This window comes from Streptomyces sp. PA03-6a (genome assembly GCF_033792765.1).
Taxonomy (GTDB): Bacteria; Actinomycetota; Actinomycetes; order Streptomycetales; family Streptomycetaceae; genus Actinacidiphila.
Genome location: NZ_JARAVK010000213.1, coordinates 1 through 15,718 on the forward strand (window position 1 = coordinate 1; position 15,718 = coordinate 15,718).

The window sequence follows — 15,718 nt, forward strand, 5'->3', positions numbered from 1 at the left end:
AAAATGTGTATAAGTGACGGGAACGGGGGTTCTCATGTCGCGGACCAAGGGCGGGGGCGAAGGTCCCGGCCTGTCGACATCGGGCCCCGGGTCGCCGGAAGGACGGCGGCCCGGGGCCCGTCGGGAGTGGCGGGCCGCGCCCCCTCGGGGGCGCGGCCCGCTGTCATGCGGAGCCGGTCAGGCCCGCCGCGTCCAGCAGGTAGGCGGTCATCGCGTCGTAGTGGCGCGGGTCGGTGACGTGGTCGTCCAGCGGGACGGTCACCGAGACCGTGCCCTCCGCCTCGGCGAGGAAGAGGGCCGGGTCGTTGCAGTCCGCGAAGCCGATCGCGTCGATGCCGCGCTGTCCGGCGCACCCCGCCCAGCCGTGGTCGGCGACGACCAGGTCGGGCAGCGGCCGGCCCTGCGCGGCCAGCGCGTCGAGGACCGCCGCCATCGGGCCGGGGGAGTGGGTGTGCCACAGCGTGGCGCCGCGCTCCAGCATGGCCACGTCGCAGAACTGGAAGACGCCGCCCTCGTCGGTGGACAGCCCGCCGGGGATCGCGACGACCTCGGCGCCGGCGGCCCGCACGGCCGCGGCCAGGGTGCGGTGGACGTCCAGCAGGCCGCCGGGGTGGCCGGTGGCGAACAGCACCCGCTGCCCGCCCTCCACGGCCTTGCAGAGCATCCGGGCGGCCCGGTCCAGGGCGCTGATCGTCAGCTCGGGGTCGATGGTGTCCTGCCCCATGAGGTACCCGGGGTCGGCCACGACCCCGCAGCGCTCGGCCATGACCGCCAGCACCGCCTCCTCGTCCGTCCAGCGCTCGCCGAACTCCAGACCGAACCAGTAGTGGCGGTCGCCCTCGGCGAGTCTGCGGTAGTGGGAGCGGTTGTTCTCGCGGGGGGTGGCGACGTCGCCCGCGATGCGCGTGCGTACGAGGTGGTCGGCGAGGGCCTTGCGGGACGGCACGGTGACATGGGGCAGCATGACCCCCATTGTCGCCTGCTGTCGGACGTGCGTGCGGGGGGCCGCCGATCGACGCCGGTCCGTTACCTCCTGTCGGGACGTCAGAAAGCCCGCCGCGGCGGGGTGCACGGGTTCACAGCCAGCGCAGCGCGAACCACAGCTCCATGCGTACGTCCGGGTCGTCCAGGTCCGCCTCCAGCAGGGCCGCCGCGCGCCCGATGCGCTGGCGCACGGTGTTGCGGTGCACCTCCAGGGCGACGGCCGTACGGTCCCAGCTCCCGTGCAGGCCGATCCAGGTGCGCAGCGTCTCCACCAGGGCGGGCGAGTCCGCCACCGCCGCCAGCAGCTCCCGCGCCCTGGACCGGGCGTCGTCCGGGGTGACCAGTCCGCTCATGCCGGGGCCGGCTCCGCGATGGATCACCAGCGGCGCACGGGTGGCGACCGCCCGGCGCAGCGCGCCCGCGGCCTGGCCGTCCCCGGTGACGAGGGCGGCCACCGCGACCGGGCCGCTCACCCCGAGGGTCCACCCCGGCTGGGCGGTCACCTCGCGGCCGGCCGGCAGGAGCAGTCGTACGACGGTGTCGCCCGGCTCGATCAGCGCGGTGCCCAGCGCCGTGCCGAGCGCGGCGGCCGCCAGCGGTCCGGCCGGGCCGCCGCGCTTGCGGGCGTGCACGACGGCCCAGCGGGACTCCGGCCCCAGCAGCGGGGCCGCCTCCTGCGGCTCCGCGCCCAGCAGCAGCCGCACCAGCGCCGCCGACCGGCCCGCCTCCGCGCTGCCCAGGTGCGGGCCGGTGAGCAGGGAGAGCAGGACCGCGGCGACGTTGGCGACCGCGTGGTCGCCCGGATCCGGGTGGCCCGTGACCAGGACGAGCGCCGGCCGCTCGCTCGGGGTGCCGCCGGCCAGCGCGTACGCCGACAGGCGTGTCCCGCCGTGGGTGTCGGTCGCCGAGGAGGGCGCGTGCGCGTCCGGCGCCGGCAGGACCACCCCGGCCAGCCGTACCGCCGCCGCACGCGCCTGCGGGTCCGGGGCGGTGCCCGCCGCGTACACCTCGGAACCGTCCGGGGCGATCAGCGCGGCCCACGCGCCCAGGCGGCCGGCGAGCCTGCGCAGCACCGAGGGCACGGGGTCCGGGCGTCCGGCGGCCGCGGCGAGGGCCTGCTGTGCCTCGGTGACGTGCCGCAGCTCACGGACCCGCGCCTCGCCCATGGCCTGCCAGACGGCCCGCGCGACGGCGGTGAAGGGGGTCCGGGGCGGCACCTCCACCAGCGGCAGGCCGTGCCGGTCGCAGGCGGCGACCAGCGCCGCCGGGGTCTGGTCGTGCACCGGGGCGAGACCGAAACCGAGCGCCGCCGCCCCCGCCTCGACCGTGCGGGCCACGTAGCGGTCCAGGTAGGCGCCGGCGCCCACCGCCGACGCGAAGTGCACCCCCGCGGTCAGCAGCAGCTCCCCGCCGAGCAGGTACGGGAAGGGGTCCTCCATCTCGCTGGTGTGCACCCACTGGACGCGGACGTCCCGGTCGGCCGCGGACGGTCCCGCGACCTGGCGCAGCCCGAGGTCGGGCAGGGCGAGCAGGGTGGCGAGCGGGATCGGCGGCGTGGGCGGCGCCAGGTCCTGACGCGGGGGAGTCATGTGCGTTTCCTCCATGCGGACCGGGTGCGATGGATGAAACGTACACTTCAGCGCTTCTTCCCGGCCACCTATCGTCACCGCAAAGGAAAGCCCGCGGCTCCGCCCGCGCGACCGATGGAGGAGGGCTCATGGCCGTCGACTACGCCGTGATCATCGGCTATCTGGCCGGCATGCTCGCCGTGGGCTGGTGGGGCATGCGCCGTGCCAGGTCCAAGAGCGAGTTCCTGGTCGCCGGCCGCAGGCTGGGCCCGTCGATGTACTCCGGCACCATGGCCGCGATCGTCCTCGGCGGCGCCTCCACCATCGGCGGCGTCGGCCTCGGCTACCAGTACGGCCTGTCCGGTGCCTGGATGGTCTTCACCATCGGCCTCGGCCTGCTGGCGCTGAGCGTCTTCTTCTCGGCCCGCATCGCCCGCCTGAAGGTCTACACCGTCTCCGAGATGCTCGACCTGCGCTACGGCGGCTCGGCCGGCGTCATCTCCGGCGTCGTCATGTGGGCGTACACCCTGATGCTCGCGGTGACCTCGACGATCGCCTACGCGACGATCTTCGACGTCCTGTTCGGGATGGACCGCACCCTGGCGATCGTCCTGGGCGGCGCCGTCGTGGTGGCGTACTCCACGCTGGGCGGCATGTGGTCGATCACGCTCACCGACATGGTGCAGTTCGTGGTCAAGACCCTCGGCGTGCTGGTCCTGCTGCTGCCGATCGCGGTGATCAAGGCGGGCGGCTTCGCGGAGATGAAGGCGCAGCTGCCGAGCGAGTACTTCGCGCCCCTGGGTATCGGCGGGCAGACGATCTTCACCTACGTGCTGATCTACACCTTCGGCATGCTCATCGGCCAGGACATCTGGCAGCGCGTGTTCACCGCCCGCAGCGACAGGATCGCCAAGCTCGGCGGCACCGTCGCCGGTGTCTACTGCCTGGTCTACGCGATCGCCGGCGCCGTCATCGGCACCGCCGCCAAGGTGCTGTACCCGAACCTGGCCGCGGCCGACGACGCCTTCGCCACCATCGTCAAGGACGCGCTGCCGGTGGGCGTGCGCGGCCTGGTGCTGGCCGCCGCGCTCTCCGCGGTGATGTCCACCTCCTCCGGCGCGCTGATCGCCTGCGCCACCGTGGCCAACAACGACATCTGGTCGCGGCTGCGCGGCGTGGTCGGCCGCGGGAGGGACGGCGAAGAGGGTGCGCACGACGAGGTCTCGGGCAACCGCGTCTTCATCCTGGTCATGGGCGTGGTCGTCATCGTCACCGCCATCGCGCTGAACAACGTCGTCGAGGCGCTGACCGTGGCGTACAACCTGCTCGTCGGCGGGCTGCTGGTGCCGATCCTCGGCGGTCTGCTGTGGCGGCGCGGCACCGCGGCGGGCGCCCTCGCCTCGGTGGCCGTCGGCGGCCTGGCCGTCGTGGGCCTGATGGTCTGGAAGGGCGTCCTGGCCAACGAGCCGGTCTACTACGGCCTGCTGGCCTCCCTCGTCGTCTACGTCGCGGTGAGCCTCGCCACCAAGCCGACCGACGCCGCCGTGCTGGCGGCCTGGCGGGAGCGGCTGGCCGGCCGGACCCCCGTCCCGGCCGCCGAGGGGACCGTTCCGGTCGGATAAAGTCACAAAGCGAGCAGAGCGCAACGAAGCGTACGAAAGAAGGCAGTTACCCATGAGCAGCACCGAACCGCGCGGCCCCATCGACTCCTCCCGCACCCCGCGGTACGCCGGTCCCGCCACGTTCGCGCGGCTCCCGCGCCTCGACGAGGTCGGCACCACCGACGTCGCCGTGGTCGGCGTGCCCTTCGACGCGGGCGTCTCCTACCGCCCCGGCGCCCGCTTCGGCGGCAACGCGATCCGCGAGGCCTCCCGTCTGCTGCGCCCGTACAACCCTGCGCAGGACGCCTCGCCCTTCGCGCTCGCCCAGGTCGCGGACGCCGGTGACATCGCCGCCAACCCGTTCAACATCAACGAGGCCGTCGAGACCATCCAGGCCGCCGCCGACGACCTGCTCGACACCGGCGCCCGCCTGATGACCCTCGGCGGCGACCACACCATCTCGCTGCCCCTGCTGCGCGCCATGGCCCGCAAGCACGGCCCGGTCGCCCTGCTCCACTTCGACGCCCACCTCGACACCTGGGACACCTACTTCGGGGCCGAGTACACCCACGGCACCCCGTTCCGCCGGGCCGTGGAGGAGGGCGTCCTCGACACCTCCGCGCTCTCCCACGTCGGCACCCGCGGCCCGCTGTACGGCAAGCAGGACCTCACCGACGACGAGAAGATGGGCTTCGGCATCGTCACGTCCGCCGACGTCTACCGGCGCGGCGCCGACGAGGTCGCCCAGCAGCTGCGCGAGCGCATCGGCGACCGCCCGCTGTACATCTCCATCGACATCGACGTCCTCGACCCGGCCCACGCCCCCGGCACCGGCACCCCCGAGGCCGGCGGCATCACCTCCCGCGAGCTGCTGGAGATCCTGCGGGGCCTGGCCTCCTGCCACCTGATCTCCGCCGACGTCGTCGAGGTCGCCCCCGCCTACGACCACGCCGAGATCACCAGCGTCGCGGCCTCCCATACCGCGTACGAGCTGACCACGATCATGACCCGGCAGATCGCGGCCGGCCGCGCATGAGCGGGCGCAACGGCGGCGACCTGGTCGTCGAATCCCTGACGGCGCTCGGCGCGACGACGGTCTTCGGCCTGCCCGGGCAGCACGCGCTGGGCGCCTTCGACGCGCTGCGGCGCTCGAAGCTGGAGTACGTGGGCCTGCGCGTGGAGAACAACGCGGGCTTCGCCGCCGACGCCTACGCCCGCGTCACGGGCGGCGCCGCGCCGCTGCTGGTCTCCACCGGCCCCGGCGCGCTGATGACGCTCGCCGCGCTGCAGGAGTCGGCAGCCGCCTCGGCGCCGGTCGTCGCCATCGGCAGCCAGGTGCCGGTCGCCGGGCTCGGCGGTGGCCGCCACGGCTACCTGCACGAACTCGCCGACCAGAAGGCGTCGTTCCGCGACATCGTCAAGTCGGTGCACACCGTCCGCACCGCTTCCCAGATCCCCTCGGCCCTCGCCGCCGCCTGGGAGTCGGCGCTGACCGCCCCGTACGGGCCGGTCTGGGTGGAGATCCCGCAGGACGTGCTGCTCGCCCCCGTCACGGTGCCGCCGGTCGGGGAGCTGGCGGCCGGGCCCCGGCCGCTGCGCCCTCGCGCCGAGCTGATCGCCGAGGCGGCGGCACTGCTGTCCCGCGCCGAGCGGCCGGTCGTGCTGGCCGGCGGCGGCGTCGTGCGCTCGGGGGCCGAGGCCGAACTGCGCGCCCTCGCCGAGCGGCTCGACGCCCCGGTGGCCTGCACCTTCGGCGGCAAGGGTGCCTTCCCGTGGGAGCACCCGCTGTCGCTGCGGAGCTGGCTGGAGGACCGGCACACCACCGAGTTCCTGGAGGAGGCCGACGTCCTGCTGGTCGTCGGCTCCGGGCTGGGCGAGCTCTCCTCGAACTACCACACCTTCCGCCCACGTGGCCGGGTGATCCAGGTCGAGGCCGACCTCGGCAAGCTGGAGTCCAACCACCCGGCGCTCGGCATCCACGCCGACGCCCGGCTCGCGCTCGGCGCGCTCGCCGCGGCCGTGGACGAGCGCCGCGACGCGGGCGCGCCCGAGGCGGTGGCGGCACTGCTGGAGCGGATCCGGGAGCGCCTCGACGGCCAGGACCTCGGCCTGGAGCAGCGCGTCCTCGCCGCCGTGCGGGACGCCCTCCCCGAGGACGCCCCCAGCTTCTGGGACATGACGATCCTCGCCTACTGGGCCTGGTCCGCCTGGCCCGGCCCGATGCACTCCGCCCAGGGCGCCGGCGGCCTCGGCTACGGCTTCCCCGCCGCGCTGGGCGCGGCCGCCGCGGACCGCACCCGGCCCGTGCTGGCCGTCTCGGGCGACGGCGGCGCGATGTACTCGATCGCCGAGCTCGCCACGGCCCGGCAGTACGGCCTGCCCGTCACCTGGCTGATCGTCGACGACGGCGGCTACGGCATCCTGCGCGAGTACATGACGGACGCCTTCGGCGAGGCCACCGGCACCGAGCTGGCCCGGCCGGACTTCGTCGCACTCGCCGGGGCCTTCGGCGTCCCGGCGGTCCGCACGAGCCCCGAGCGGCTCCGGGACGACCTCGCGGACGCCCTCGCGGCGCCCGGCCCCTGCGTGGTCGTGCTCCCCGCGCTGCTGCGGATGTTCGCGCCGACGCACCTGGGGTGAAGCCGACGCACCTGGGGTGAAGCCGACGCACCTGGGGTGAACCGGCGCCCGGTTCCGGCCGAGGGGAAAACGTTTCGTCGGGTTTTGTCCCGGGACCTCCGCCCGGGCGCTGTCGGACCCTCGTCGTAGTTTTGTTGCGGGAGGATGAAATCCGCACTCCAGGGCGTTGTGATCCTCCGGCGAAAAGGACGGGACGGGAGGACACCGGGTGGCGGCGAAGGACGACGAAGCGAAGGCCGGCGAGGCCGTGAGGGCCGAGGGCTGGCTGCGGCGGCTGATGGGGTACTGCTGGCGCTACCGGGGGAACGTGGGCCTCGCGCTCGGTTCCTCGCTCGCCGGCATGGCCGTGATGGCCCTCGTGCCGCTCGTCCCCAAGCTGATCATCGACGACGTCATCGTCAAGCACGACAAGCCGCTCGCCCCCTGGGCGGCCGTGCTGATCGCCGCCGCGGTCGTGGTCTACCTGATGACGTTCCTGCGGCGCTTCTACGGCGGCAGGCTCGCCCTCGACGTGCAGCACGACATGCGCACGGACATGTTCCACTCGCTCACCCGGCTGGACGGCGCGCGCCAGGACGAGCTCAACACCGGCCAGGTCGTCGGCCGGGCCACCAGCGACCTGCAGCTCATCCAGGGCCTGCTCTTCATGGCGCCCATGATGATCGGCAACGTCCTGCTCTTCGTCCTGTCGATCGTCGTGATGTTCGTGCTCTCGCCGATGCTGACCCTGATCGCCCTCGCCGTCGCGCCCGCCCTGTGGTTCCTGGCCGACCGCAGCCGCAAGCGGCTCTTCCCCGCCACCTGGTACGCCCAGGGCCAGGCCGCCGCCGTCGCCGGGATCGTGGACGGCTCGGTGACCGGCGTCCGCGTCGTGAAGGGCTTCGGCCAGGAGCAGCAGGAGATGTCCAAGCTGCGCTCGGTCAGCGAGCGGCTCTTCGCCGGACGGCTGCGCACCATCAGGTTCAACGCGCGCTACGGTCCCGCGCTCCAGGCGGTGCCCTCGCTCGGGCAGGTCGGCATGCTGGCGCTCGGCGGCTGGATGGCCGTGAAGGGCCAGATCACCCTGGGCACCTTCGTCGCGTTCTCGACCTACCTCGCCCAGCTGACCGGCCCGGTGCGCATGCTCACGATGATGCTCACCGTCGGCCAGCAGGCCAGGGCCGGAGTCGAGCGCGTCACCGAGCTCATCGACACCCGGCCCAGCCTGGAGGAGGGTGCCGGGCAGCTGCCCCGCGAGGCCCCGGCCACCGTCGAGTTCGACCACGTCAGCTTCGGCTACGACCGCACCCGTCCCGTGCTGGACGACTTCTCGCTCACCGTCGAGCCCGGCGAGACCGTCGCCGTCGTCGGCGCCTCCGGCAGCGGCAAGTCGACCGTCTCGCTGCTGCTGCCCCGCTTCTACGACGTGACCGGCGGCGCCGTCCGCGTCGGCGGCCGCGACGTGCGCGACCTCACCTTCGACTCCCTGCGCGACGCCATAGGGCTCGTCCCGGAGGACAGCTTCCTGTTCTCCGACACCGTCCGCGCCAACATCGCCTACGGCCACCCCGACGCCACCGACGAGCAGATCCTCACCGCGACCCGGCACGCCCAGGCGGACGAGTTCATCAGCGCCCTGTCCGAGGGGTACGCAACCGTCGTCGGCGAGCAGGGACTTACCCTCTCCGGCGGCCAGCGCCAGCGCGTCGCCCTGGCCCGCGCCATCCTCACCGACCCGCGGCTGCTCGTCCTCGACGACGCGACCTCCGCCGTGGACGCCCGCGTCGAGGCCGAGATCCACGACGCGCTGCGCGAGGTGATGGCCGGCCGCACGACCCTGCTCATCGCCCACCGGCGCTCCACCCTCGCCCTCGCCGACCGGATCGCCGTGCTGGAGGCCGGCCGGCTGGTCGACGTGGGGACGCACGAGGAGCTGGAGGCCCGCTGCCCGCTGTACCGGCGGCTGCTCACCGACCCCGACGAGCTCGGCTCGGATGTGGTCACGCACGATCCCGCGGGCGAGGTCGTGCCGCTGACCGAGTGGCCCGGCGAGGGCGCGATCGCGGCCCCGGCGGCACGTCCCGCCGCCGCCGAGGCTCCCGCGGAGGGCGGCGTGACGGCGGCCCTGTGGCCGCAGGACCGCCGGCACCGCGACGAGGACACCGGGCGGACGCGGTCGGCGCCCTCCCCGGCCGCCGCGCGCGGCGGCCCGGGCGGCATGGCCTCGGCCATGGCCGGGATGCCCGCCACCCCCGAGCTGCTCGCGCAGGTGGCGGCGCTGCCCCCGGCCCTGGACACCCCGGACGTCGACGAGGACCAGGCGGCCTCCGTCGAGAAGGACTTCGGCCTGCGCAGTCTGCTGCGCGGCTTCCGCGGCCCCCTGCTGCTCAGCCTGCTGTTCGTCGCCGTCGACGCGCTGGCCGGGCTGCTGCTGCCGGTCCTGATCCGGCACGGCATCGACTCCGGTGTGCGGCAGGCCGCGCTCGGCGCCGTCTGGGCCGCCTCGCTGCTGGGACTGGCCGTGGTCGCCGCGCAGTGGGGCGCGCAGTGGGGCTCCACGCGCCTGACCGGCCGTACCGGCGAGCGCGTGCTCTACACGCTCCGGGTGAAGATCTTCTCCCATCTGCACCGGCTCGGGCTCGACTACTACGAGCGCGAGCTGAGCGGCCGCATCATGACCCGGATGACGACCGACGTCGACGCCCTGTCGACGTTCCTGCAGACCGGACTGGTCACCGCGCTGGTCAGCGTGCTCACCTTCCTCGGCATCCTGGTCGCGCTGCTGGTGATCGACGTCCAGCTGGCGCTGATCGTCTTCGCCACCCTGCCGGTGCTCTTCGTCGCCACCTGGGTCTTCCGCCGCAAGTCCGTGAAGGCCTACGAGCTGGCCCGGGAGCGGGTCAGCGTCGTCAACGCCGACCTGCAGGAGCACGTCGCCGGACTCCGCGTCGTGCAGGCCTTCCGGGGCGAGCGCGGCGGCGCCGAGCGCTTCGCCGACCGCAGCGACGCCTACCGGCAGGCGCGTGTGCGCGGGCAGTGGCTGATCTCGGTGTACTTCCCGTTCGTGCAGCTGCTGTCCAGCGTCGCCGCCGCCCTGGTGCTGATCGTCGGCGCCCACCGCGTCGGCGCGGGCACGCTCACCGCAGGCGCCCTGGTGGCCTACCTGCTCTACATCGACCTGTTCTTCTCACCCGTGCAGCAGCTCTCCCAGGTATTCGACGGCTACCAGCAGGCGTCGGTGTCCCTGGGCCGCATCCGCGAACTGCTGCGCACGCCGACCGCCACCCCGCCCGCCGGGTCCCCGCGCGGCGTCGGCCGGCTGCGCGGCGAGATCGCCTTCCGCGACGTGCACTTCCGCTACACCGAGGAGGGCGCCGAGGCGCTGTCCGGGATCGACCTGCGGATCCCGGCGGGCCAGACGGTGGCCTTCGTCGGCGAGACGGGCGCGGGCAAGTCGACCCTGGTCAAGATGGTGGCCCGGTTCTACGACCCGACCTCGGGCGCGGTCCTCGTCGACGGCCAGGACATCCGCGAGCTGGACCTGACCGGCTACCGGCAGCGGCTCGGCGTCGTCCCGCAGGAGGCGTACCTCTTCGAGGGGACGGTCCGCGACGCCATCGCCTACGGGCGGATGGACGCCACCGACGCCGAGGTCGAGGCCGCGGCCCGGGCCGTCGGCGCCCACGACATGATCGCCACGCTGGACGGCGGCTACCTGCACGCGGTCGCCGAGCGGGGCCGCAACCTCTCCGCCGGACAGCGGCAGTTGATCGCCCTGGCCCGCGCCGAGCTGGTCGACCCCGACGTCCTGCTGCTCGACGAGGCGACGGCCGCCCTGGACCTGGCCACCGAGGCCCTGGTCAACCGGGCCGCCGACCGGCTCGCCGTACGCCGCACCACGCTGGTCGTCGCCCACCGGCTGACCACCGCCGCCCGCGCCGACCGGGTCGTCCTCCTCGACCACGGCCGGGTCGTCGAGGACGGCACGCACGAGCAGCTCCTCGCCGCCGACGGCCGCTACGCCGAGCTGTGGCGTACCTTCGTCGGCGAGGACGAGAGCAGCGAGGCCGTCGCCTAGGCGCCGCCTTCGCGCTTGTGCGGCCCGGACCCCGGTGGTCCGGGCCGCCGCTCTTTGCCCAACGCCCCCTGGCGGCGGGCCACTTCCTCCTCATAGGTTCACGGGCGACGCCCGTCGAACCCCGAAGGAGGGGGCATGCGCAACGCGCTCAGATGGCTGCTGGCGCTGGTGTTGCTCATAGGCACCGCCGGCGGTGGAGCCGCCACCGCGACCGCTGACGAGCCGGACATCAAGGACCGCATCCTGGCGATACCCGGGATGAGCCTGATCGAGGAGAAGCCGGTCACCGGATACCGCTTCTTCGTCCTCAACTACACGCAGCCGGTGGACCACCGGCACCCGTCCAAGGGGACGTTCCAGCAGCGGATCACCGTGCTGCACAAGGGGACCGACCGGCCCACCGTCTTCTACACCTCCGGCTACGGCCTCTCCACGACCCCCTCCCGCCGCGAGCCGACGCAGATCGTGGACGGCAACCAGGTCTCCATGGAGTACCGCTTCTTCACCCCGTCCCGTCCCGCCCCCGCCGACTGGTCGAAGCTCGACATCTGGCAGGCCGCCAGCGACCAGCACCGCATCCACCGGGCACTGAGCCGGATCTACGCCGAGAACTGGCTCGCCACCGGAGCCAGCAAGGGCGGCATGACGGCCACGTACTACCGCCGTTTCTACCCGCACGACATGGCCGGCACCGTCGCCTACGTCGCCCCCAACGACGTGGTCAACGACGAGGACTCCGCCTACACCCGCTTCTTCCGCACCGTCGGCACCGCCGACTGCCGCGCGCGGCTGAACGCCGTGCAGCGCGAGGCACTTCTCCGCCGCGGCGAGATCGTCGCCCGCTACCAGCAGTACGCCGCCGACAACGGGCTGACCTTCACCACCGTCGGCAGCGCGGACAAGGCGTACGAGAACGTGGTGCTGGACCTGGTGTGGGCCTTCTGGCAGTACCACCAGCAGTCGGAATGCGCGGACGTGCCCGCGGCGACCGCCACCACGGACGCCCTCTACTCCTTCGTCGACTCCGTCTCCGGCTTCGACTTCTACACCGACCAGGGCCTGGAGTACTACACGCCGTACTACTACCAGGCGGGCACGCAGCTCGGCGCTCCGACCTTCGCGACCCCGCACCTGAAGGGCCTGCTGCGCTACCCCGGGATCTACCAGCCGCGTTCCTACGTGCCGCGTTCCATCCCGATGCGCTTCCAGCCCCGCGCGATGCACGACGTCGACACCTGGGTGCGCCACCACGCCGAGCGCATGCTCTTCGTCTACGGGCAGAACGACCCGTGGGGGGCCGAGCCGTTCCGCCTCTCGCGGGGGGCGCACGACTCGTACGTGATGTGGGCGCCCGGCGCCAACCACGGCGCGGTCATCGGCGCGCTGGGCGCGGCCGACAAGGCGAAGGCCACCGCCGAGGTGCTGGAGTGGGCCGGTGTCGCCCCCGCGGCCGTACGTGCCGATCCCGAGGCGGCCAAGCCGCTGGCGGCCTACGACGCCAAGCTCGACCGGAGCACCGAGGCCGCCGGCCGGCTGCCCTTCTGATCGGGTGTCAGAGCCGGCGGGCGCATCCCACGCCCGCCGGCCCGCCGCCCACCCCGACGTACAGCGCCGTCCCCTGGGGGCAGGACCGGCGCTCGCGGGCCAGCTCCACGACCCGGAACTGCGGGGCGTGCGGCCCGGACCCGTCGCAGGGCGTCTCCTTCACCTGTCCCTTCCGGGAGCCGTAGAGGCAGTCGCCCGCGATCGTCCGGGGCCCGCCGCCCCCGCCGGGATCCCCTGGGCGCGGGGCCTTCAGGTTGCGCATGCAGGCGTATCCCTGGGGACGGGCGGCGGTGACGGTGAGCAGGAAGTCCGTGGTCGGCGGGCAGCGGTCGCCGACCCGCGTGGTGGGCGGGGGAGCGGGCGACGGCGACGCGGGCAGCAGCCCGTACAGCCGGCCGACGACCCGGCCCCGGGCGCCCGGGTCCGAGCACGCCACCTCCCGGTAGGAGCCCACGGGGTCGCCGGCCGCGCACTCCCCCTGGTCCAGGAAGACCGCGTCGAGCGTGGCGGGCGGGACGTCCGGGCCGGCGGCGCTGCTGCCCGTGCCGCCCGCGCCCGGCGAGCAGGCGGCGAGCAGCACGGCGACCAGCCATGCCGCACCCAGGAGCTGCCCGGACAACACGCGCATGGCGGCCCCCCACCCGTCCCCCCCCCGGGCGAGTCGCCCGTTTTCGGCAGGATAGGTGGCGTGGCCCGTTGCCGGGAGGGGCCGCCCCGCGCGCGGCGGGTTCAGTACCGCAGGCCCCAGCCGACGGGGTAGAGCGTCCGCGCCGGGTCGTCCGCCGCAGGAACGGCCACCGGCAGCTTGCCGCTCGGCCGTACCTTGCCCGCCAGCACCCGCGCGGCCGCACGCATCGACACGTCCGTCCAGCCGTAGGTGGCCAGCGCGGCTGCCACCCCGTCCAGCCGGGCGACGTCGTAGGGGTTGCGGATCGCGATCTGCACCACCGGCACGCCCGTCGCGACGAGCGCGGCCACCAGCGCGATCTGACCCGTCGACGCCCCGGTGACGTTGTACGTGGCCACCACCACGGCGTCCCTGTCCCGCGCGGCGGCGACCGCCTGGTCGATCGCGGCCCGGCCCGGTGCGGTCCCGGTCGACAGGACCTGCGCGGTGTGCCCGAGGCCGGCCAGGGCCGCGCCGAGCACCGCGGTGGGCGGCCCGCCGGTGCCCGAGGGCGCGGCGGGGTCGGCGCCGACGACCAGCAGCCGGCGGTGCGCGGGCAGCGGCAGCGCCCCCTGGTTCGCCAGCAGGGTGACGGTGCGTTCGGTGATCCGGTCGGCCTCCGCCAGGTGGCCGCGGGTGCCGACCACCCGGTCCACGCCGCGGTGGGTGACGTACGGGTCGTCGAGCAGCCCGCGCCGCGCCTTGAGCATGAGGACCCGGGTGAGGGACTCGTCGAGGCGTTCCTCGGTGAGTTCTCCGGACTTCACGGCGGCCAGGACGCCCTGCCAGGCGGTCTCCAGGACCGGCGGGTTGAGCAGCTGGTCGGCGCCGGCCTTCAGGGCGAGCACCGGGACACGGTCGTCGCCGTACTTCTGGCGCACGCCCTCCATGCCGAGGGAGTCGGTGACGACCACGCCGTCGTAACCGAGTTCCTCGCGCAGGATGCCGGTGAGGATGGGCCGGGACAGCGTGGCGGGGTCACCGGAGTCGTCGAGTGCGGGCACCAGGATGTGCGCGGTCATGATCGAGTCGATGCCGGCGGCGATCGCCGCGCGGAAGGGCGGCGCGTCCAGACGCCGCCACTCCTCGAGCGAGTGCGTGATGACCGGCAGTTCGAAGTGGCTGTCGGTGCCGGTGTCGCCGTGACCGGGGAAGTGCTTGGCGGTGGCGACGATCCCGGCCCGCTGGTAACCCTCCACCTGGGCGGCGACGAGCGCGGCGACGGCCTTCGGGTCGGCACCGAAGGAGCGCACTCCGATGACGGGGTTGGCGGGGTTGACGTTGACGTCGGCGACCGGCGCGTAGTCCTGGGTGATGCCCATCGCCGCCAGTTCGGCCCCGGCGACGGCCGCGGCCCGCCGGGCGTCCCCGGTGCTGCCGCCCGCACCGAGCGCCATCCCGCCGGGGAAGAGCGTGGCGGGGGAGCCGACCCGGGCGACGGCGCCGTGCTCCTGGTCGGTGGAGATCAGCAGGGGGATCCTGGAGGCCCGCTGTATGCCGTTGGACAGGTCGGCGATCTGGTGCGGATCGCGGGTGTTGTGGGCCCACGCGAAGTAGATGATGCCGCCGACGTGGTACTTGGCGATCAGCTCGGCCGCGTTGGAGACCCCGATCTCGGCCTGGTTCGCGGCGACGTCGGCCGGATCGGGGGCGGTGGCCGAATGGCCGTACACGCGCATGACGAAGAGCTGGCCGATCTTCTCCTCGATGCTCATGCGGTCGATGAGCGCACGGACGCGTCTGCGGTCCGTCGCGGCCGCGTTCGCGGTGCCCGGGACGCCGAGGGCGAGGGCGGTGGAGGCGGCCGCGGCGGCACCGAGCACCGTACGGCGGGACGGATGGGGACTGCTGTGCATGACGGACTCCTTCCGGCAGGAGGTGGGGGGCGTGCTGAAAGAAACCTTCAAGCAGACACGCTTAGCCGGAAAGTTATTGTCAGTCAATGAGTTGGGCACGTGCCGGGACGAGCCGGGACGGCACCGCGAGCACCGCCGCGTAGCGCTGGGTCTGGATGCAGCGGATGGTCTCGTCCCCGGTGGGGGACGCCGACAGTTCCCGCCGGCCGATGGTCAGGACGACTCCGGTGGGCCGGCAGCCCGTCAGTACGAACCCGAAGCGCCGCTCGTCACCGCGCCGCGGATGCCGTGCCAGTTGCTCGCGCAGAGCGGCGGCCCCCTTGCGGGGCAGACCGGCGAGGAAGGCGTCGAGCTGCCGGGACGAGGTGACCTCGGTGCTGCGGCGGCCGCCGGGCTCCCGGGTGTCCTCGAGACCGCCGAACGCCAGCGTGTTCCCCGGGGCGGGCGGATCGGCCCGCGGGTCCGTCTCCTGCGCGAAGCGCGGCCGCTTCGGCATCCGGTCGCGCGGCACCTCGAACACGGCGACCACCTGGTTGGCGACCAGGCACTGGCCCATCGGGGTCTGCGCGAGGCCGAGCACCAGCCGGTCGCCGCTGCGGAAGAGGATCGCGTCCTTCGTGCTGTTGCAGCCGGTGGTGCGGCTCCAGGCGACCAGGACCGATCGCGAGAAGTCGGTCCGTGCGGCGCGCTGGGCGATGGCGTCGGCGATCTGCGGCGCCGACTTCATGAAGTAGCCGGGGAAACGGCCCAGGTCGCGCTCGCCGTCGAGGACCGTGTGCACCGCGGGCACCCCGCGCGTG

Annotated in this window: 10 protein-coding genes; 5 read left to right on the forward strand and 5 right to left on the reverse strand. The window is 73.8% G+C overall.

The window, feature by feature from the left end; all coding sequences use genetic code 11:
- Positions 1 to 163: 163 nt before the first annotated feature.
- Positions 164 to 973: a phosphatase gene (locus tag PV350_RS35370; RefSeq protein ID WP_499511988.1), complete on the reverse strand. Its 810-nt coding sequence runs from the start codon at positions 971 to 973 to the stop codon at positions 164 to 166.
- A gap of 103 nt (positions 974 to 1,076) precedes the next feature.
- Entirely contained in the window at positions 1,077 to 2,573 is a 1,497-nt protein-coding gene (locus tag PV350_RS35375) for a PucR family transcriptional regulator (protein WP_499511987.1), read from the reverse strand.
- 128 nt (positions 2,574 to 2,701) lie between these two features.
- Between PV350_RS35375 and PV350_RS35380 the strand changes: the two genes are divergently transcribed.
- From PV350_RS35380 to PV350_RS35400, 5 genes are all read left to right on the forward strand, one after another.
- Positions 2,702 to 4,174, forward strand: coding sequence for a sodium:solute symporter family protein (locus PV350_RS35380; RefSeq protein ID WP_499511986.1), 1,473 nt, complete (start codon positions 2,702 to 2,704; stop codon positions 4,172 to 4,174).
- A gap of 52 nt (positions 4,175 to 4,226) precedes the next feature.
- Complete coding sequence (gene speB / locus PV350_RS35385; protein WP_499511985.1) at positions 4,227 to 5,189, forward strand: agmatinase; 963 nt, start codon at positions 4,227 to 4,229, stop codon at positions 5,187 to 5,189.
- The gene (locus tag PV350_RS35390; protein ID WP_499511984.1) at positions 5,186 to 6,793 is read left to right on the forward strand and encodes a thiamine pyrophosphate-binding protein; all 1,608 of its coding nucleotides are present in this window, start codon (positions 5,186 to 5,188) and stop codon (positions 6,791 to 6,793) included. The genes speB and PV350_RS35390 overlap by 4 nt, the downstream gene beginning before the upstream one ends.
- Positions 6,794 to 7,070: 277 nt before the next feature.
- Positions 7,071 to 10,850 (forward strand): ABC transporter ATP-binding protein, encoded by a 3,780-nt coding sequence (locus PV350_RS35395; protein WP_500337613.1) that lies wholly within the window; start codon positions 7,071 to 7,073, stop codon positions 10,848 to 10,850.
- A 135-nt stretch (positions 10,851 to 10,985) separates the two neighbouring features.
- The gene (locus PV350_RS35400; protein WP_500337609.1) at positions 10,986 to 12,395 is read left to right on the forward strand and encodes a S28 family serine protease; all 1,410 of its coding nucleotides are present in this window, start codon (positions 10,986 to 10,988) and stop codon (positions 12,393 to 12,395) included.
- Positions 12,396 to 12,402: 7 nt separating this feature from the next.
- On the opposite strand, the gene PV350_RS35405 is transcribed toward PV350_RS35400, so the two are convergent.
- From PV350_RS35405 to PV350_RS35415, 3 genes are all read right to left on the reverse strand, one after another.
- Complete coding sequence (locus tag PV350_RS35405) at positions 12,403 to 13,023, reverse strand: hypothetical protein (RefSeq protein WP_500337610.1); 621 nt, start codon at positions 13,021 to 13,023, stop codon at positions 12,403 to 12,405.
- Between the two features lie 101 nt (positions 13,024 to 13,124).
- Positions 13,125 to 14,918 carry a glycoside hydrolase family 3 protein gene (locus tag PV350_RS35410; protein WP_500337611.1) on the reverse strand — a complete coding sequence of 598 codons (1,794 nt, stop codon included), beginning with the start codon at positions 14,916 to 14,918 and terminating at the stop codon, positions 13,125 to 13,127.
- Positions 14,919 to 14,997: 79 nt separating this feature from the next.
- Positions 14,998 to 15,718 (reverse strand): hypothetical protein (locus PV350_RS35415; protein WP_500337612.1); only part of this gene is annotated, 721 nt, incomplete at its 5' end.